The sequence below is a fragment of the Pseudomonadota bacterium genome, from assembly GCA_039028935.1.
In the GTDB taxonomy this organism is placed as follows: domain Bacteria; phylum Pseudomonadota; class Gammaproteobacteria; order Steroidobacterales; family SZUA-146; genus SZUA-146.
In genome coordinates this window covers 101,041-119,474 of sequence record JBCCHD010000002.1, presented here as the reverse complement: position 1 = coordinate 119,474, position 18,434 = coordinate 101,041, and the positions used below count along the sequence as shown (strand labels likewise).

Genomic DNA, 18,434 nt, shown 5'->3' with positions numbered 1-18,434 from the left:
GCCCTAGATACAGGGCGCTAGTGCAGCGCCGAGAGAAAAATGGAACAGCGGTTCGCCATTACGGACACGTCGCCGTGGTGCTAGGTCCCGGGGCCAAACCAAAGAACGGCGCAAACAAGGAAATATCGATAAAGTTGACCAGCCCATCACCGTTAAAATCGGCATCCTCATCGGTCGTTAAGAACAGACTCGACAACGCCGCGAGGTCCAGGAAGTTCACAACACAATCGTTGTTCAGATCTGCATCGCAAAAATTGCCATACCCATCCCCGTCTGTATCGCGCTGAGCAGGATTGGCGATGAGTAAACAGTTGTCCACATCATCGGTTGCGCCATCACCATCCCCATCTAAAGCAAGATCATCAAACCAAGCCCCATCCGCTCCCTCAGAAATCGAGCCGTCTTTTGCGTAGCGCCACTGGAGTGTGCGACTACCCGAAGCGATGGGTGTTTCAAACGTTTGCCAGCCGGTATCACCCGACGCCGTCAATACGACGACACCGTCAATAAGAAACGTGAACAGATCGAAATTCTCCTGACTATCGACTTTGTATTGAAACTTGATCGCGCCGCCGGCAAACGTGTCCGTGTACTCGATAGCAGCGACCTGGTTGTCACCGATAAGTAGACTACCGAAACTGGTCTGCCCCCCAAAGGCATCGTCTGTCGCAGCCGTCCAACTCGTATCTGTGCCGACCACGTCCGAGTAGCCGGTTGGCCAGGGCGACAGAAAAACACTCACATCGAACGGGGTATACCGCTCAAACGTCTGAACAGGACTCTGTGCGTTCAACGGTTCGATATCTAGAAAATCCGCAAATCCATCGGAATCATCATCTTCATCGGCGTTGTTGCCGACACCATCAAAATCCGTGTCGCTTGTTTCACTGGCGTCGTAATCAAATGCATCATCAGGTGCCAGTACGCCGTCACCATCGCTATCGGTGTCAAGAAAGTCAGCGATACCATCCATATCCAGGTCGAAATAGTTGCCTGGATCGCCGTCAAACTGGTCCAAGTTGTTGCCCGCGCCGTCCTCATCGGCGTCCAACCATTCGCTGGCATTTTTCGGGAATCGATCGCTCGCGTCTGAAAAGCCGTCGTCGTCATCATCGGAATCGGCATTGTCGCCGAGCAGGTCCCCATCGGTATCCCGCCATTCCGCCGCGTCGCTAGGAAAGGCATCGGCCAGATCAGGCACGCCATCGCCATCGGTATCCGTGTCCCCCGTTGGGTCGATGATGGCCAACGTCACGTCGTAGTCGCCCGCGTTCGTCGTGCCTGAGCCGACAATCGGAAAATCAACCGAGCGGGTGTAGCCACCGACAATGATCTTGCCGGCGGCGTTCACCGCCAATCCGCCCGGTAACTGAAAGACCTGGTCGTTGCTTCCACCCAAGTACGTTGAAAACGCCAACGCACCATCAGGCGTGAATTGACTGACCGCGATACTGGACTCGTCTGTCTTGCTGGCCTGAATCGGATTGAGAACAGGATAGTCGTCGGATCGAGTCACGACCGCCACGTAAATATTGTCCTCACTATCGAGCGCCAACGACGGTAACCCACCGTCAGACTGACTGCCCCCCAAATACGTGGAGAAAATTACGCCATTGGTCGGATGCAGTTTTGTCACAAAGGTGTCATCGAGAGGCGCTTCCGTACTGCCTTGGCGAAACTCGGCTGAGTTTTGCGGCACGCCGAGGTTGGTTTGAAACGCATTCACAAGCGGGTAGGACAACGAATTAATCGGACCCGACACAACGATGTTGCCCGCACTGTCTACCTTGATGCCAATGGGAAAGAAATTGAGAAAATTGCCAAATTCAGTCGGCGGTAAATTTGCCGCAGTCGGTCCAAAATACGTTGAGAACTTAAGCACGCTGGCCACCGGATCAATTTGCGAGATCGTCATTTCTCGTGAGCCGATTACATTGAGGCTGGGTTGAATGGCATTCACCACTGGAAAATCAGTCATGGAGCTGTACCCCAACACATACAGATCGCCGTTGTCACCAATCGCAACGCCGCGCAATCCCTCAATGGACGAACCGCTGCGAATATCGCCACCGAGACAGCTCGAAAATGTCAGCGTGCCGGATGCATTAAACAGCGCGACATAACCGTCAAAGAACTCGTTTTGTGCCGCATTCATGATGCAGCTCTGCCCGGGCAAGCCGTTTACAACCGGAAACCCATTGCCGACACTTAACAAGCCGGTCGCCGCCACCTCACCGCTCGCCGATACGTCCAACCCTCTTACCCAGGTGGTGATTGTGCCCAGGTTGAGATACGTGCTAAAGGTCAGTGCGGATCCAGCACTGTTCAGTTTAGCGATGTACGCGTTATTTTGCGTACCCGAGTAGGTCTGCGTTGGATTAACAAGCGGAAGACCATCCGCAGCGCTGGTTATGCCAAAGGCCAATTCACCTGCGTCCGATACCCCAGTTGAGTCCACGCCCAGTGAGACATTGCCCGCTACCGCCCCATTGAAATAAGTCGACCACAGCACGGTTTGTCCATCGGGACTGAATTTGGTGATGAGCAGATTATTGGCACTGACTAGCGTGACGCGCCTGACCTGTCCGCCACCGATCGGCGCATCTGTGCAATCAACGCAAAATGGAAAACTCTCTTGTTCAAAACGTGTGCCGACGGGCGACTCGAGATAGACGCCTGGCGTTGCAAGGCCACCACTTGTGCTGTCGCTAATCACATAGATATTGCCAGCGGCATCCACTTCAACATCGCGCGCGCGATCGAATCGAGCACCCCCAAAGTACCGCGAGTATTCCAACACTGGATCGATAATCAGGTCTCGCGACGTATCCCACTTGTCGAGCTCAAAGCCGATGACGTCATCGCTGAGTACATACCGCGATGCCACGACTTGGCGAACGCCCGTTTCATCGCGCTGATACGTGAAGGGCGCCCGTTGAACAATTTCTTTTCCATCAATACGGATGATCAGATTTCCGTCAGCGCTGAGGCGCACGTCATCCGCGCCATCAAAGCGAAATTGAATCGGTGCGGGGTCGCCGCCCGGGCGCACAATGAAATCGTACTCTAAACGCCCTTCCTGTCCGTAATATTCAACATCGACAAGCGGCAAAATATCGTCATACCGAATCCGGGCGAAATTGGGCACGTCAGTACGCCAGTCCTCTTTGGACCCAAGCAGATAGTGCGTGCGCGCTTGGTTCTTGGCCAACGGTATAGCCTGAGCATCATCACGTGCGCCAAGAATCGTTAAACGAAGCTGCGCAATAGAGTCAATGTTGACATTCGACGCAAACTCATCCAGTTCTTGATCGGTGGAGGCCGTAGACAGGTCGCTATAGCGAAACAATTCAATGACCGGTGCACGACCCAATACGACGGAATACCCGTCCCCCTTCGCGACATAGTCAACGCCAGGGCCAAACTGACCTTTATTTTGCTCAAACAGGAGTTCCGGCTGGGACAGGCTCAGCGAATCGGGTTGATTTGCTGTGGCCAGCGACGTCATCGACAGCGCGACGACAAAAACCAACGACGCCACGATGGTCGGCGTCGAACGAAAGCAAAACGGAACGTATTTTTTAAGCTTCACGGGGGCCTCCTGGCAATGTGACTCAAGGTGTCCAAACCGACTCTTTGACTGTGCTTATGGTCATCGGCCTGTAGAAGTGTGTGTCATTTTCTTAAATGATCTCCCACAAACCTAGAATAAAGGTCCACTAAACACAAACCAGAGCCCTACGTTCTCGACGGCGAAGGGACGATCACCGAATCAAGGGTAACCGAATCGAGATGACGTAAGCGCCTAAATCAAAAGTGTATTACAGACATATACGCGCCAGGATGTCGGCCGATACCGCCATCGGACGACAGGCCATTGAGATCGATTCTTGAGGGAGTCGATGCCGCTGCCCAGTTCGGCATCAAGTTAACGATGTGGTTTAGCGATTAGCGTTTGGGTGTGCCGCCCCAGGCAGCACAATCGAGATCACTCCCCACCCGAACCAAAATCAACGCCAAGCGAACGCAGTTTACGATACAGATGGGTGCGTTCCATGCCCACACGCTTCGCCAGAGCACCGACTTTACCGCCGCACAGCATTAGCTGCTTTTTGAGGTAAGCCCGCTCAAATTCCTCTCGCGCTTCTCGAAGGGGTAACGCCAATAAGTCTTGCTTTACCAGCGCGGCTTCTTCGGCCACGACCGATTGTGACAGCGCGTCCTCGACATCCTCTAAGCTAATGACCTCATGGCCCCCTTTGATCAGCAAACGGTGCACCAGGTTACGCAAATCGCGAATGTTGCCAGGCCAAGGATAGCTACGTAATCGGTTTTGTGCGGCGACAGAGAACTTACGCACAGGCAAGCGCTCCTCATCCGAAAGCTTGTCGGAGTAATAGTTGAGTAATTCCGGTACGTCTTCGCTATACAGGCGCAGTGGTGGCACGTGCAAGGTGCCCACACTGATATGAGGCAGAAGTTTGGCGAGCAAATCGTCCGAATCAATCGCCTGTTCAATTCCCGGCTGCGCCGCACACACAAGACGGGCATCCAGCGGATGTTCATGCTGGCTACCAACCGGTCGAAACTCCCCGCCCTCAACGGCAGCGAGCAAAGTTCGTTTCGCCGACTGCGGCAGATCTTCAATGCCGTTAATGTACAAGGTACCGCCAGCCGCCTCCCGCAGCTTACCTTCGACCGCTTTATCACCGTCGAGGCTACCTAACAGAACCGCCGGCGCGGACTCTTCCGTAAGCGTCGCGGCCACGAGCGACACATACGGGGCGTTTGCCCGTCCAACCAGATGGTGCACGTATCGCGCGAACGACTCGCGACCGGTACCGGCTTCTCCGGTAATTAACAAATTGGTGCCATGGGGCGCGTAGCGCTTGGCTTCTTCGCGCAACTCGCGCATCACCGCGCTTTTGCCGACGGGCGCGACGAAGCCTGTCACCAATTTTCGCGCTCCCTTGGTGCTGGTCGCTTTGTCGCTCGACTCCAATGCGCGCTCAACGGTGCGCAATAGTTTGGCCAAAGACAGTGGTTTTTCAATAAAGTCAAAGGCGCCCAGGCGCGTTGCCTCGACCGCCGTTTCAACAGTGCCGTGGCCGGACATCATGACGATCGGGCACTGCAGGCTTCCTGCTGCTGACCATTCGCGCAGCAACGTAATGCCATCGGTTTCAGGCATCCAGATGTCGAGCAGCACAAGATCGGGGTCAAAACCATGCCACGAGGAACGGGCTTCCACCGCGTCGGCGGCCGTCGAAACGTTGTAGCCCTCTTCGGTTAAGATTTCTTCTAATAGTCCGCGGATATCGGACTCGTCATCAACCACTAACACATTTGCAGACGTCATGCGCTTTCCCTTCTTGGCTGCTCAGGTGAATCCGGTATCAATGCCGCGCGCGAATCGTTGTCAACCGGTAACAGAATTCGCACACGAGCACCGCCGTCATCAACGTTGCTTATAGTAATTACACCGGCGTGTTCTTCAACCAATTTTTTTACAATCGCTAACCCTAAGCCGGTGCCTTTGGGCTTGCTGGTCACGTACGGTTCAAACACCGTTCGCATCATGGCCTCGGGAAACCCTGGGCCGTTATCCTCGATCACAATTTCGGCCACTGACTGTGCCTTATACGTGGCGGCCCGCGTGCTAAGGGTTATCACCGATCCTTGTTGTTCGTGCACGGCGTCGATCGCGTTGCGCAGTAGATTGTGCAAAATCTGACGGAGACGACCGGAGTCGGCGACAATCGAGGTTAGCGTCTCATCAAGATCGAGTCTCAGCGCCACGGCGGGGTCGCCACCTCGGTAAAGATCGACGACCTCACCCATCAAACGATTGAGATCAAATCGCGCCAATTCAATTTCCGGTGCACGCGCGTAATCACGAAACGCATCCACCATGTCGCGCATGGTTTCCACCTGCTGCACAATTGTGCGCGTCGCGCGCTCCAACACGTCCGCCTCGTGAGCGGTCATTTCGCCTAAGTACTTTCGCCTCATGCGTTCGGCAGAAAGCTGAATCGGCGTAAGCGGATTTTTAATTTCATGCGCCAAACGTCGGGCGACTTCACTCCAGGCCGCTTCGCGTTGCGCCTGGAGCACCGTCGTTACGTCCTCGAACACGATGACGTAACCCATGGGCGGATCGTTTTGATCATTCGGAAGTGGTGTGCACGCAGTACTCAATATGCGCTGCTCGGCCGGACCGTGCACCGACAACTGCTGTCGCCACTGAGTGTGTCCCTGTTCGAGATGATTGTTCGACGTCAATGCAAGCTGAGTGGACATGTCGCTGGACGTTTCATCGGCGACCGTGAGGGCGGCGAGTAACTGACCTTCAAACGCGGTGGCATTGGTTTCCAAAATGCTGCTCGCCGCATCGTTGACATTGAGCACTCGGCGATCGGGACCGACCACCATGACACCCGACGACAGGTTGCCCAGAATTTTTTGCAGGTTGGCTCGCTCCGCTTCGACGGCCTCACGGCTGCGCTGCTCCACTTCGCTGGCGTGCGACAAGCGACGAGTCATATTGTTGAATGAGGCCACCAGAAATCCGATGTCGTCGCGATTGCCCTCCGGCAGCTGCATAGCAAAGTCGCCGGCGGCCACCGCGCGCGTCCCCGCCACCAGATCTTGGATCGGTTTGACGATGCGACGAGCGATAAAAAAGATGCCCCATAAGGTCAGCAATAGCGAGACGAGCAGCACCAAAGACAAGGTGAGTTTAAAGCTGTCAATCAATGGTTCACGAATAAACTCGAGGTTATTGTGATAGGAATACGTTTCCTGCACCGACTCGGCAAGTTCGGCGATATTGCTGCTCACCGGAAAGCTAGCAAACACGACGCGCGCGTCCGAATCGCCGTTGCCGACCTGCAGTCGCTGAGCCGCTCGGATATTCAGTCCCCCGTCGGCGGCCGGTTCAATATCGAGCATCGGTAAACCGGAGCGGACCTGTGCGAGTAATTCATCCGACATGCGCTGCGGTGCAACGGATGGCTCGCGACTCACGGCCTGCACGGCGTTATTGCTCGCGATAAAGGTCAGTTGTGCCGCCTGCAGCTCCTGGCGCATGCCGCCCACCGCCTGGGCCAGTTCATCGGCGGTTAACGGTCCGGCCTGGCGCGCAATAAGATCGAGTCGCTCCATGTGTTCGCGCATGCGCATATCGAGAACCGTTTGGCTCAAGGTCAGCGCGTCGTCTAGCCCGCGGGTCACATCCGCATCAAAATAGCTTTGGATTCCGCGATTGAGGAAGTACATGGAAAATAGGTACACGAGAATCAACGGCACAGCGGCGAGGGCTGCGAACATACCGATCATGCGCCCCTTAAGACGCGCACCCGGAATGCCTTTTATGTAGTCACGCCCAAGACGCAGTATGTTGACTAGGATCAGGCCGAGCAACAGCAACACACCGGCGGCGTTCAACAGCACGATCACATAATGGAGGCGGCCGAATTCTTCGGTGTTTTGTGTGGTCTTGGCAAGCAGCAACAGCGCCACCACCATGACCAGAAACGCCAGAACGGAAAGGGCGCGAACCGCCAGCCGACTCACAGCGTGATCAACCAGCGCTCCCATGAACTTTCAAGACGCCAGTCGTCCACCTGAAACAAGGCCGCCAGCATGCGAAGCGGTGCCGCGTAGGAGCGCGTGTCGAGCACCGAGCGCATACGTATCGAGTAAGCGGATTCAGGGTCGAGCAGACTGATGTCAATGATCGGCAAATCTTGAAACTGCCCCAAGCGCTTTAACGCCTCAGACAATGTGGCGTGCGTGGTTTGTTCGGAGCTGTTGAAGTTGCGCACCACAAACCGTTGGGTCAGCGCATGGTAGGTCAGCTCAGATCGCTGCACCAAGCTCACCACGTTCGGGTCGGGCAAAAAGCGTCGGCTGCGGTCGAGTTCGATCTGCGTTTCAAACAATAGCGGTACGCCATTGTATAAGCCGTTGATCGCCCCACGCGTGAGACCATAGACAATCTCGGCGTTGAGCAACAAAAGATCGGTCTCAACTCGAGTGTTGGTCTCCACAATGACGAATTGACCGTCCGTCGCTTCGGCTGGCGGTAACACCACGGTATCGGGTGTGGAAGGGGGTTCACTGTCTTGAGCGACCGCGGCAAACGACGCCGCCATCGCGATCAGCAACGCGAACGCCGCACACGCTCGACGAGCATTTTTTGACGCGCGGGATACGTCAGCACACGACTGGCTCAACCGCCAATTGTCGCTCGCACACAACATTATTATGGGCTACTCTCTCCGTTTCTCAACCGCAGCATAATAAAAGCCATCACTCCCTGTCGCGTTCGGCAATATTTGAACTCCATTTTTCAATAACTTAGAGTTCTCTAAAGCACACTCCAACGGCACGATTTGCGCAGTTGGGCAGCCCTCGAGCCAGGCGCTCAAAAGGTCCTCATTCTCCTCCGGAAACACCGAACATGTGGCGTAGATCATACGCCCGCCAGGTTTCAGAGTTGGCCAAAGTTTGCGCAGTATTTCGCGCTGAAACTCTGGAAAGCTCCGGGCATCTTTGGGCCGTCGCAACATTTTGATGTCGGGATGCCGGCGCATTACCCCCGACCCACTGCAGGGCGCGTCGACCAAAATTCGATCAAACGATTCGCCATCCCACCAATCCTCCGGAGCGACCGCACTGCCGGTAATCAAATGAGGTGAAACACCCAAGCGGTCGGCGTTATCCTCCACACGCTCAAGTCGTTCTTCCGCCAGATCGAGCGCATACAGCGACAGCGCCTTGTTGCGCTCCAACATATGCATCGCCTTGCCACCGGGTGCCGCACAGGCATCGAGCACTCTCAGCGCACCGTCGTCGATGGCCATGTGCGCGGCTGCCAGCTGCGCGCCGGCGTCCTGCACCGACACTAGACCATCAGCAAAGCCCGGCAATCCCTCCACGGGTCGCGCTTCATCGAGCAATAGAGCGCTGTCAACGCCGGCAATTGCTGCAGCCTCTATATCGGCAGACTGCAGCATTTTTAGATAGTTGTCGCGGGTGGTTTTGGCCACATTGACCCTCAACGCCATCGGCGGCTGAGCATTGTTGGCGTCCAGAATCGCTTGCCAATCGTCGGGCCAATCCCGGCGTGTTTTGTCGATGAGCCATTTGGGGTGACACCACACGAACGAATCGTTGGTCGCGAGCGAGGCGTCTATCGCCTCCCGCTCTCGCTGATAGCGACGCAGAATCGCATTGAGAAAACCGGCGCCTTTGCCGAGATTAACCAGGCGACTGGCGGCAACCGTCGCATCCACCGCCGCATGCGCCGGCACCCGTGTTGCGACGAGTTGCTCAAGTCCGAGCGCCAACAACGCACGCATCATGGGATTGAGTGGTTTTTTCGGGTTTCTCAGTAGTTTAAGCACCACTTCATGATGTCGCGGCATCCGTCGTAACGTGCCGTAGGCCAGCGCACTGACAAAGCCCTGATCGATTTCCGTCAGCCCCAGTTTGGCCTGTGCCAATGGCTTGTCGAGTGCCGCACCACCGAGCACCGCCGCAATCGCTTTGGCCGCGTTAGCTCGCACCTTGGCACCGGTCGACATCAGACGAAACGCTCGTTCAGAGGTCGAGTAGCACGCAGGTAGTCCGCCGCGCTCATCACCCGTTTGCCCGCCGGCTGCAGCTCGGTGACGCGCAGCACCCCATGACCGGTCGCCACATGCAGCCCCTCATCCAGGCTGATAATCGTGCCGGGCTGGGCCTCATCCGTCGATTTTGCTGCACGAATATCTGCAGCAAAAATTCGCACTGATTTGTCGCCCAATACCGTATGCGAAACCGGCCATGGATTGAACGCGCGAATTTGTCGCTCGATCTCGTCCGCCCGCTGCCGCCAATCGATGCGCGCTTCGGCTTTGGTCAGTTTATGCGCGTAGGTCACGCCATCTACCGCCTGCACTGTCGGCGCCACCGATTGCGCCAAGACAGTCGGTAGGGCATCGATCAGCGTCTCAGCTCCCAGGATCGCTAAGCGGTCATGCAGCGTCCCGCCCGTCTCGTTTGGTGCCAAAGGTACTCGCGCTTCCCGCCAAACGGGCCCCGTATCCAGCCCCGCCTCCATCTGCATAATTCCCACACCCGAATGGCTGTCTCCGGCCGCCACCGCGCGTTGAATCGGGGCCGCCCCACGCCATCTGGGCAGCAGCGACGCATGCACATTCAGGCAGCCATAGGTCGGGATATCGAGCACCATCTGAGGTAGCAACAGGCCATAGGCCACCACCACCATCAGATCCGGTTGGGCCATCGCGAGGTCGGCAATCGACTCATCATGTTTGAGGCTTTTCGGCTGAAATACGCGAAGATCACGACTGATGGCGTAATCTTTAACCGGGCTTTGCCGAAGCGAGCGACCCCGCCCAGCGGGCCGGTCGGGCTGGGTCCAGACGCCGGCCAGTCGATGGCCCTCAGCGCTGCACCATTGATCGAGCGCACGTAGCGACGGCACAGCAAAGTCCGGCGTGCCGGCAAACAGCACGTTGAGCGAGTCGGTCATGGGTGGCAGCAAATCGCCGCTTACGAGCCTGTCTTCGCCGTCGCTACCGGGTCACGCAGACGGCGATTTTTGGCGAGCCGTTTTTCGATCATGCGGCGTTTGAGCGGCGACAGATAATCAACAAATAACTTGCCCTTCAGGTGATCCATTTCGTGCTGGATACAAATGGCTAGCAACCCCTCGGCGACGAGTTCGAACGGTTCCCCATGCTTATCGAGGGCTGACACCTTAATACGCTCCGCACGATTGACCTTCGCGAAGATATCCGGCACCGACAAGCAGCCTTCTTCGTGAATGACTTTTCCTTCTTTTTCAAGGATTTTAGGGTTGATCAGGCAATGGGGCGCGGAGCGATCTTCGCTGACATCTGCAACGAGCAGACGGATATGCCGATCGACCTGCGTAGCCGCCAAACCGATGCCCGGCGCCGCGTACATGGTTTCAAGCATTTGCTCGGCCAGCGCGGTGATCTCGGGCGTCACTTCGTCGACCTTTTTGGCCACGGTGCGAAGTCGCGGATCCGGGTATTCCAAAATTGTGAAGTGGGTCATATTTTGCCGCTGACTATTTCGTGTATTTTCCAATAAAATGTTGCTAAAGTTATGACAACTATGGAATAGATGGGTTTCGTGGTGTCGGTTCTGAACGCCCGCTTGAGCGCCTGAGCCACCCCCCGAAATGGGTTTTGAACGCCGTTTTTCAAGGGGCCTTTTGCCAGTATACCGTGCACCCCGGTCCCACGCATTCGAAAACCGCCACTATTTTGCCCATTACACCGGCCCCGAACGTTGGCCTACTACATCGGAATTCGTACATGAGCTCACCCATTCGCTCGCTTTTTCGGCCCTTTCTGATCGGCACACTGACCCTCGCCCTGCTCGGCGGGTGCAGCACGGTCCGCAATATCGACCTGAACCCCTTCTCTCAAGAAGCCCCCGTGGTTCGCGAAGAGGTGCCGGAACTGACGCCAACCAGCGCCTCGCAGGTGGACCGTGATGACAGCTATCCCGTCCGACAGCCCCCGATGCCGGCCCGCGAGCTGGCGACCGGCGGTGGCACGCGCTATGTCGGCCAATCTGGACGCAGCACCATTCGACTGCGCCCTGACGCACCGCAAAACTACACCGTTGTGAAAGGCGACACGCTCTGGGACATTTCCGGACTGTTTCTGCAAGATCCGTGGCACTGGCCCGAGATCTGGCAGGTCAACCCGCAAATTGAGAACCCGCATCTCATCTACCCAGGCGACGTACTGAGCTTGGTGTGGGTGGACGGACAACCTCGCATTGTTTTGAATCAACAGCTCAGTGGCCAGCGACTGTCGCCCAAAGTCCGAGTGCTGCCGCTTGAGGCCGCGATTCCAACTATCCCCTACGATGCGATCGAACCGTTTTTGTCCAAGCCACGCGTCATGTCCGCGGAAGAAATTAATGGCTTGCCCTACGTACTGGATATTAAAGAAAGCCACATTGTGGCCGGATCCGGTTTCACGATTTACACCCGCGGCAACTCCGAGGCCGAGGTCGGCGATCGCTATAACGTCATGCATGTTGGCGACCCACTTTACGACCCGGACAACGGTCGACTGCTGGGGTATCAAACCCATCATGTCGGTGGCGGGCGTCTGGTTGCCCAAGGCGATCCGGCGAAGCTCTTTTTGAACGAAACTTCCCGCGAAGTCCTGCGCGGCGACCGCTTGGTCAATCAAGACATCACGCCCGCTCAGGACTACACGCCTAGCGCACCTCGCTATGTGGTGGACGGCTCAATCATTGACGTGATCGAGGGCGTGAAGCTCATCGGCCAGTACCAAATTGTGGTGGTTAATCGTGGCACGAAACATGGTCTTGAGGCCGGCAACGTTCTATCGATTCTGCAGCGCGGCAACGTCGTGCGCGATCGGTATGCGGATCGCAGCCTATTCAGTCGTTCTTTCTTCGCACCCAAGGTAAAACTCCCTGACGAGCAAGCCGGTGTGATGATGGTCTTTCGCGTCCAGGACGATCTGAGCTACGGCATCGTCATGCAGGCGACCAGCGAAATTCATGTTGGCGACAAAGCGGTGAACCCGGAATAAGCGCCTGCTTATCGAGTATAAAAAAGCCGACCACTGGGTCGGCTTTTTTGTGCGTGTAGACGGGTACTCAGGTCGTTAGGAAGGCTTGTCTCGTAACAGCGGTAGCGATGCACAGCGAAATGAGCCACCGCTTTTGGGCGTATCGGCAAACACGACTTCAATCACCTCAAAACCGTGCTCGCGCAACACCGCATTAACGCGTGTTGCTGCACTACGCGAAATGAGGGTGGTGGTGTCGATCGAAAGAACGTTAGTCGCCAAAATACGTTGCTCGGCCTTATTCACTTCAATCCACTCGTAGTGATCTCGGATCGCATCGGGTATACGTTTGAGTCCATCGGGATAAATGAGCGCTTTGCCTTTTCCAATCGGTACGAACGCACAATCCAAATGCAACACGTCTTCGCCTTGCGCCTCTCCACGCAGCGGCACCTGCACTACTTGGAATGTATCGCCAAAGCGATGCTGAAGAAACTCGACCCCCGCAGCGTTCGAGCGCTCGCCCGTACCAACAAAGATAAAGCCATTGTCCACCACCACATCGCCACCTTCGAGCACCGCCGATTCTGGCACAATCTCGTAGTGTTCATGCGGAATGGAGTCGATGACGCGCTGAATTCCGCGCCATTCGTTTGCCCTACACGACGTGGCCATACGCATGCGCACGAATACGTCACCAATCACAACCCCAATATCGCGGGGCGTTAATTGGTCAGGCACACCGTCGACCGGCTCCGGTTTTATGACTTCGACATCGTGTTTTTCTAACGCTTTTTGAAAGTGCGCAAACTCTTTAATTAAGCGATGGCGATCAGGAATGAGCGACGCATCATCCAACCATTTTCGTTGCTTTTGGTTGATGGGTGCTTCAGGCACAACAAAGCACTCCGGTGAACCGATGATTACCTGTCTGAGGCGTCCTGTTTCAGAGTTTACCCACATGCGTATTATTCAAATTCTTATTAAGCGCTTGATAGTAATTTAATAGTGCCTCAATGCCCACGCTTTTCGACCGCAACTCAACATAAACTCTCAACTTGCTTTGAATGGCCACACGAGGCGCATGTGAATGCACGAAAACGGTTCACATAAAGTAGTGTTTGCGTGTGATTCAGCCTGAACCATCGACACTACCAGCCACCGCCGCCGCCTCCACCGCCACCGCCGCCTGAGAAACCCCCACCGCCAGAGGACGAACCGGGCGGCTTGGAAGCGGACGCAATAGCGCTGCTAAAGGAATTGCCCATGGTATGGACGAAGCGCATCGGATTAGCGCTGTTAAAGTGGCCACGGTACCAGCTGGGCTGATAGTGCGAACCGTTTTTGTCTTCGGCCGTTAACAGCACGTTAGTAAAGCGCTCAGCCCAGGGTTGTTCGACATCAAGCGCCTGGGCATACGGTAGATACCGTTCGAACAACTCGGGCGTCTCTTCAGGCGGATGCCGCAGATTCAGTGAATCTTGTTCCGCGTACTCCAGATAGCGACGAAAGCCGTCCACTTTGTCGAGGAGTTTCCGACCAAGCGGTGTGGGTGTTTTGAGCAACCACCAAAAAATGCCGGTGCCAATCACGCCCAGAGCAAACACAAGACTTGTCGCCGTGCTCAATGCGTCCATAGCTCGAACAGTAATAAACGCGCCGACGATTAAGAGAATAGGCGGCACAAGATAGCCCACGTTGTCGACGAAAAATCGTCTATGGTGATAGTTACGCAACGTTCGCCGATGCGCTTTTTTGGCGCTGCCAATTACCGCGTGATTACTGTCGTCCAGCCATAGACTGCTGCGAATCGTGAACAGTTTAGCGAGCAATACACGTTCACCTGGTGCGAGCGTCTCGTCACTGGTTTTGTCCGTCCGATCAAGCGTGTAGTCGCCATCATCGTTTTTGATCGTGATAAATCCGTTCACAGCAAGATTGAGTATGGCGGCCGACAGCACGCCGCTGTCGTAGCGCATTTTGGCAATGTACCGCAGCGACGCCGGCGAGATATCAGGCGGCGGTTCGTACAACGGCATCACCACGCCGGGCGGCGGGTCCCGCCCCACTCGCGCCCACGAAACAAATAGATAGCAAAGTGACGCCAGCACCGCCGACAGCGCGATAAAAAGCCCGCGATTTTGACTCAATAGGAACGTCAGCTTGTCGACGAGCGATGGCTCGCTAACCACACCTTTGGGCCACAAGACGGCGATGGTCAATCCTTCACGAGGCCGCAATGACCGCGTTGTTCGAAACGCCGCGCTGGAATCCATGCCAACCTCTGCAGCGTAGTCGGCGCCCCGCGAGCCGGTAGTTCCGGTATAGGCAACCGCTTCAATCGCATCAGCGCTCACGCCCGGGGGCAAACGCACCGTGGCTGTGACGTCATCGATGGTGAAGTCCCACCCATTGCCCGTCACATTCCAATAGAGCTCATCGTGATCGTCAAAGTAGCCCAGCATGTGCGTTGCGCGATACGCGATTTCATACGTATAGACGCCGGATGCAAGGTATGCGGATGCCTCACCGACATAGACGCGCACGCCATTGGCAACCCGTTGTGTGTGAAAGGGCTCGGTCCGACCATCGCGCCGCACAGACTGAACCTCAAATCCCACACGAACATGATTGCCCAACCGGTCTTTGTAGTCTGTGGGAAAATCTCGAAAGATCCCACGTTGAATCTGCCTACCCTCGGCGCGCACGGTAATGGACTCGACGACATCGATCGTACCGTCGGCATTTACACCGATCGCGCTATGAAAGCTCAAAATGCGTTCGTCCGCAGACACCGAGGCAACACACCACGCCATCACCAGCGTGGCCACGATACGGAAAATCATTGCGCCGACCCCGGACTCTGACGCTCACCCTCCTCTAAGCCCGACTCAAAATACTCCGCTTCACCGAAACCAAACGGAGGCGCGATGAGCATATCTGGAAACGACTGAATCAGCGTGTTGTAGTGTCGAACGGCCCCGTTGTAGTAGCGGCGGGCATATTGAATGTGATCTTCCACTGCCGAAATAGACGACTGCAAATCGAGAAAATTGTCGCTCGCTTTCAGGTCAGGATACGCTTCGGCTATCGCCAAAAGTCGCCCAATGCCGGCACCCAGCTGCGTTTCAATTGCAGCGACAGCCGCTGGGCTTCGGGCTTGCTCGCTTTGCACCCGAAGTTCCGTCACGGCCGTCAGCGTGGCTTGTTCAAAATCAGCATAGGCGCGTACGGCAGAGACCAGTTTCGGAATGAGGTCGTGACGGCGTTTGAGCTGGACACCGATGTCGCTCCAGCCCGCTTTCACGTGATTGCTCGCCGCTACTAACCGGTTATAGAGAAATACGCCGAGTCCAGCGAGCGCTAAAATCACCAGTCCAATTATCAGTAAAAGGTCGATAAGCGTCTCTCCTGCCCGTGGGCGTTCAGTACATCAGTCGAATTAGTTTACCGCGCATTCGCCGATTCCTGTGGCTGTCGGCCAGTGACCAGTGCAATGAGTGCCACCACGCCGAGTAAAACCGCCACTAGGAACGATGCAGCCGGAAACGCAAGGGGTGCATTGGGTCGCGTAAAGTAGGACAGCGTAGTGTTGTAGATCAGTGGTGATATCAGCAACGACACGGCCGATAGACTACCATTGAATCCTTGCAGCTCCCCTTGCTGGTCGCGCGGTGTCCGTTTGGACATAAGCGCGTTGATGCACGGCATGGCCATTCCCTGCAAGCCAATCAGCGCGCACATAATCAGCGCAACCGTACCACTCGACGTCAAGCCAAACACCAACAACCCCACAATGCCCGCGGCGATACTAAACACCGCGGTGTTGCGTTCGCCGAAGCGACGCACCATACGGCTGATAAGCTGGGTTTGAACCAGCGCCATGGACAGACCGACCAACGTGAGCGAAATACCCACCATGCGGCTGTCCCAGCCAAATTTCATTGGTGAGTAATACGCCCAACTCACCGGGTAGATGTTGGCACTGGTGATCCAAAACAGATAGACAAAGGCGATGCTGAGTACACTCGGGACATGTCGCAGGCTCAATAGTGCGCCTAATGGATTGGCACGACGCAACGAGAATGGCCGCTTATCCTCTTCGCGCATTGGCTCTTTGAAGACGAACAACCCATAGATTAACGTCATTAGCGCCATGAGCCCGGCGACAAAGAAAGGCACTCGAGTACCGTACTCACCCAGAAATCCGCCGAGCGCGGGCCCGACGACAAAGCCGATGCCAAAGGCGGCACTCACGAGTCCAAATCCTCTTGCGCGATCCGCTTCGCTCGAAAGGTCTGCCATGGCCGAATTGGCCGGCCCAAAAATAGCACCCAATGCGCCAGCCAGCGTTCGGCCTACAAACAACCAGACGATGTTCTGAGCAAAGCCCATCACAATGAAATCGAGACTGAAGCCGAGTAGCGACGCTAAAAATACCGGCCGACGACCAAACCGATCGCCGAGATTGCCGACCAGCGGGCCCATGAGAAATTGTGCCACCGCATACGCGGCGGCAATGAATCCACCGAGTAACGTAGCGCGAGACAGCGACACGTTTTCCAGCTCCATGATGAGCTCGGGCAGAACAGGCATGATAATGCCAAAGCCCGCGGAGTAGGTGAACACCGTGAGCAAAACAAAGCGCGTAGCGCGTTTTCGGGCGACTGCATCCATGAGCGTGAGGTCGGTTCAGAGGCTTGGGATAGTGCCGAATAATGGAGCCCGTGGCCAGAACCGTTGGACTAGTTGTAGTCGCTTAAATCCTCAGGCGCGTGCAGCAGTGTACTGGGGTATTTGGTGAGCTCATCGTGTAGCGGTAGCCATGGCAACTTGCTTTCGTAGTTCACATGAAAGGTCGGCTCAAAATTCTCCGGCGTTTCGAGGGAGGCGGCATATAAATGCATACCCCCGGGATAGTGATCGGCTTCGAAACCGATGGGCGATCCGCAGTGACCGCAAAAATGGCGATGCACGCCGCTGGAGGATTCGTAGGTATTGGGGGGCTCGCCCAGCCACCGAAATTGGCTCAACGGCACGCCTAGCCAAGCCACAACCGGCGCGGCGCAGTTACGCCGACAGTCATCGCAGTGGCAATAACAAGCCCAAGTCATATCGCCGTCAAATTCCCAGCGCACCTTCTTGCACAAGCAGTGCCCTCGCGTTACCACGGGTACCTCCTTCGGTTGGCGATCGCAATCCGATCGCACATCACACATTGATTGCAAGCTTAGTCGAGACGTTTGGTATGGAGAATGAAAGGGCACGACGCGGGCTATGCCGCATAAGCCACCATCGATGTCGAGCGACGATCAGATTACGATCCCGTTGCGGGTGAACGACGGCTGCGGATGACTGGCGGCACAACCGTTGAGCATCGGATCGATGATAGGAGAGTGCGGGTTCTAACGCTGACCGGGCAGGTGATACCCGTCAATTTGACCTAGTCTTAGCGCGTGAGGTGCGCGTTCTACTCTCGATAGGGATCGCTTGCCGCTGAGCGCGATAAAAAAGAGACCCCGACACCCGAACAGTGCCGGAGTCTGATGGGCAGTTAGTAGGTCTTTTTGCTGCGCTTTTTCGCTTTATAGGCGTCGAACTCTTCTTGCGAGATCATCTCGTCACCATTGGTGTCGATTTTCGCCAGCTTATGGGCTTTCTTTTCACCCAGTTCGTCCGCCGTAATCACGCCATCGGCGTTCTTATCGTACTTGTCAAAACCGCCGGCAAACGACGGCGCGGTAAAGGCGATCAGAGTCACTAAAGTCAGTGCTTTTGCTTTCATTGCGTGTTCCTCATTGAGATAGATGGGCTTTATCGATAACAGCGCGCTAC

14 protein-coding genes are annotated in these 18,434 nt (G+C 55.9%); 1 reads left to right on the top strand and 13 read right to left on the bottom strand.

Features of this window, described 5'->3' with window-relative positions:
• Positions 1-58: 58 nt before the first annotated feature.
• From AAF465_01670 to def, 7 genes are all read right to left on the bottom strand, one after another.
• Positions 59-3,592 (bottom strand): thrombospondin type 3 repeat-containing protein, encoded by a 3,534-nt coding sequence (locus tag AAF465_01670; GenBank protein ID MEM7081431.1) that lies wholly within the window; start codon positions 3,590-3,592, stop codon positions 59-61.
• A gap of 396 nt (positions 3,593-3,988) precedes the next feature.
• Positions 3,989-5,359: a sigma-54 dependent transcriptional regulator gene (locus tag AAF465_01665; protein ID MEM7081430.1), complete on the bottom strand. Its 1,371-nt coding sequence runs from the start codon at positions 5,357-5,359 to the stop codon at positions 3,989-3,991.
• The gene (locus tag AAF465_01660; GenBank protein MEM7081429.1) at positions 5,356-7,599 is read right to left on the bottom strand and encodes an ATP-binding protein; all 2,244 of its coding nucleotides are present in this window, start codon (positions 7,597-7,599) and stop codon (positions 5,356-5,358) included. Before AAF465_01660 ends, AAF465_01665 begins: the two co-directional genes overlap by 4 nt.
• Positions 7,572-8,168, bottom strand: coding sequence for a DUF4390 domain-containing protein (locus tag AAF465_01655; GenBank protein MEM7081428.1), 597 nt, complete (start codon positions 8,166-8,168; stop codon positions 7,572-7,574). The genes AAF465_01660 and AAF465_01655 overlap by 28 nt, the downstream gene beginning before the upstream one ends.
• Positions 8,169-8,273: 105 nt before the next feature.
• Entirely contained in the window at positions 8,274-9,590 is a 1,317-nt protein-coding gene (rsmB, locus tag AAF465_01650) for a 16S rRNA (cytosine(967)-C(5))-methyltransferase RsmB (protein MEM7081427.1), read from the bottom strand.
• On the bottom strand, positions 9,590-10,543 hold the full coding sequence (gene fmt / locus AAF465_01645) for a methionyl-tRNA formyltransferase (protein MEM7081426.1): 954 nt from the start codon (positions 10,541-10,543) through the stop codon (positions 9,590-9,592). Before fmt ends, rsmB begins: the two co-directional genes overlap by 1 nt.
• A gap of 20 nt (positions 10,544-10,563) precedes the next feature.
• On the bottom strand, positions 10,564-11,094 hold the full coding sequence (gene def / locus AAF465_01640) for a peptide deformylase (GenBank protein ID MEM7081425.1): 531 nt from the start codon (positions 11,092-11,094) through the stop codon (positions 10,564-10,566).
• Between the two features lie 263 nt (positions 11,095-11,357).
• Here def and AAF465_01635 point away from each other — a divergent pair, with 263 nt between their 5' ends.
• Complete coding sequence (locus AAF465_01635) at positions 11,358-12,620, top strand: LysM domain-containing protein (GenBank protein MEM7081424.1); 1,263 nt, start codon at positions 11,358-11,360, stop codon at positions 12,618-12,620.
• 75 nt (positions 12,621-12,695) lie between these two features.
• Here AAF465_01635 and AAF465_01630 read toward each other — a convergent pair whose 3' ends face one another.
• From AAF465_01630 to AAF465_01605, 6 genes are all read right to left on the bottom strand, one after another.
• Positions 12,696-13,496: an arginine deiminase family protein gene (locus AAF465_01630; protein ID MEM7081423.1), complete on the bottom strand. Its 801-nt coding sequence runs from the start codon at positions 13,494-13,496 to the stop codon at positions 12,696-12,698.
• Between the two features lie 254 nt (positions 13,497-13,750).
• Entirely contained in the window at positions 13,751-15,445 is a 1,695-nt protein-coding gene (locus AAF465_01625) for a DUF2207 domain-containing protein (GenBank protein ID MEM7081422.1), read from the bottom strand.
• Positions 15,442-15,972 (bottom strand): LemA family protein, encoded by a 531-nt coding sequence (locus tag AAF465_01620; GenBank protein MEM7081421.1) that lies wholly within the window; start codon positions 15,970-15,972, stop codon positions 15,442-15,444. The genes AAF465_01625 and AAF465_01620 overlap by 4 nt, the downstream gene beginning before the upstream one ends.
• Positions 15,973-16,046: 74 nt before the next feature.
• Positions 16,047-17,276, bottom strand: coding sequence for an MFS transporter (locus AAF465_01615; protein ID MEM7081420.1), 1,230 nt, complete (start codon positions 17,274-17,276; stop codon positions 16,047-16,049).
• A 68-nt stretch (positions 17,277-17,344) separates the two neighbouring features.
• On the bottom strand, positions 17,345-17,713 hold the full coding sequence (locus tag AAF465_01610) for a GFA family protein (GenBank protein MEM7081419.1): 369 nt from the start codon (positions 17,711-17,713) through the stop codon (positions 17,345-17,347).
• Positions 17,714-18,153: 440 nt separating this feature from the next.
• Entirely contained in the window at positions 18,154-18,384 is a 231-nt protein-coding gene (locus AAF465_01605; GenBank protein MEM7081418.1) for a hypothetical protein, read from the bottom strand.
• Positions 18,385-18,434: the final 50 nt, after the last annotated feature.

Excerpts from the sequence above, each read along its gene's own strand:
- AAF465_01665 (MEM7081430.1), bottom strand. The coding sequence starts at position 5,359 with ATGACGTCTGCAAATGTGTTAGTGGTTGATGACGAGTCCGATATCCGC.
- AAF465_01660 (MEM7081429.1), bottom strand. The coding sequence starts at position 7,599 with ATGGGAGCGCTGGTTGATCACGCTGTGAGTCGGCTGGCGGTTCGCGCC.
- rsmB (MEM7081427.1), bottom strand. The coding sequence starts at position 9,590 with ATGTCGACCGGTGCCAAGGTGCGAGCTAACGCGGCCAAAGCGATTGCG.
- fmt (MEM7081426.1), bottom strand. The coding sequence starts at position 10,543 with ATGACCGACTCGCTCAACGTGCTGTTTGCCGGCACGCCGGACTTTGCT.
- def (MEM7081425.1), bottom strand. The coding sequence starts at position 11,094 with ATGACCCACTTCACAATTTTGGAATACCCGGATCCGCGACTTCGCACC.
- AAF465_01635 (MEM7081424.1), top strand. The coding sequence starts at position 11,358 with ATGAGCTCACCCATTCGCTCGCTTTTTCGGCCCTTTCTGATCGGCACA.
- AAF465_01625 (MEM7081422.1), bottom strand. The coding sequence starts at position 15,445 with ATGATTTTCCGTATCGTGGCCACGCTGGTGATGGCGTGGTGTGTTGCC.
- AAF465_01615 (MEM7081420.1), bottom strand. The coding sequence starts at position 17,276 with ATGGATGCAGTCGCCCGAAAACGCGCTACGCGCTTTGTTTTGCTCACG.
- AAF465_01610 (MEM7081419.1), bottom strand. The coding sequence starts at position 17,713 with ATGACTTGGGCTTGTTATTGCCACTGCGATGACTGTCGGCGTAACTGC.
- AAF465_01605 (MEM7081418.1), bottom strand. The coding sequence starts at position 18,384 with ATGAAAGCAAAAGCACTGACTTTAGTGACTCTGATCGCCTTTACCGCG.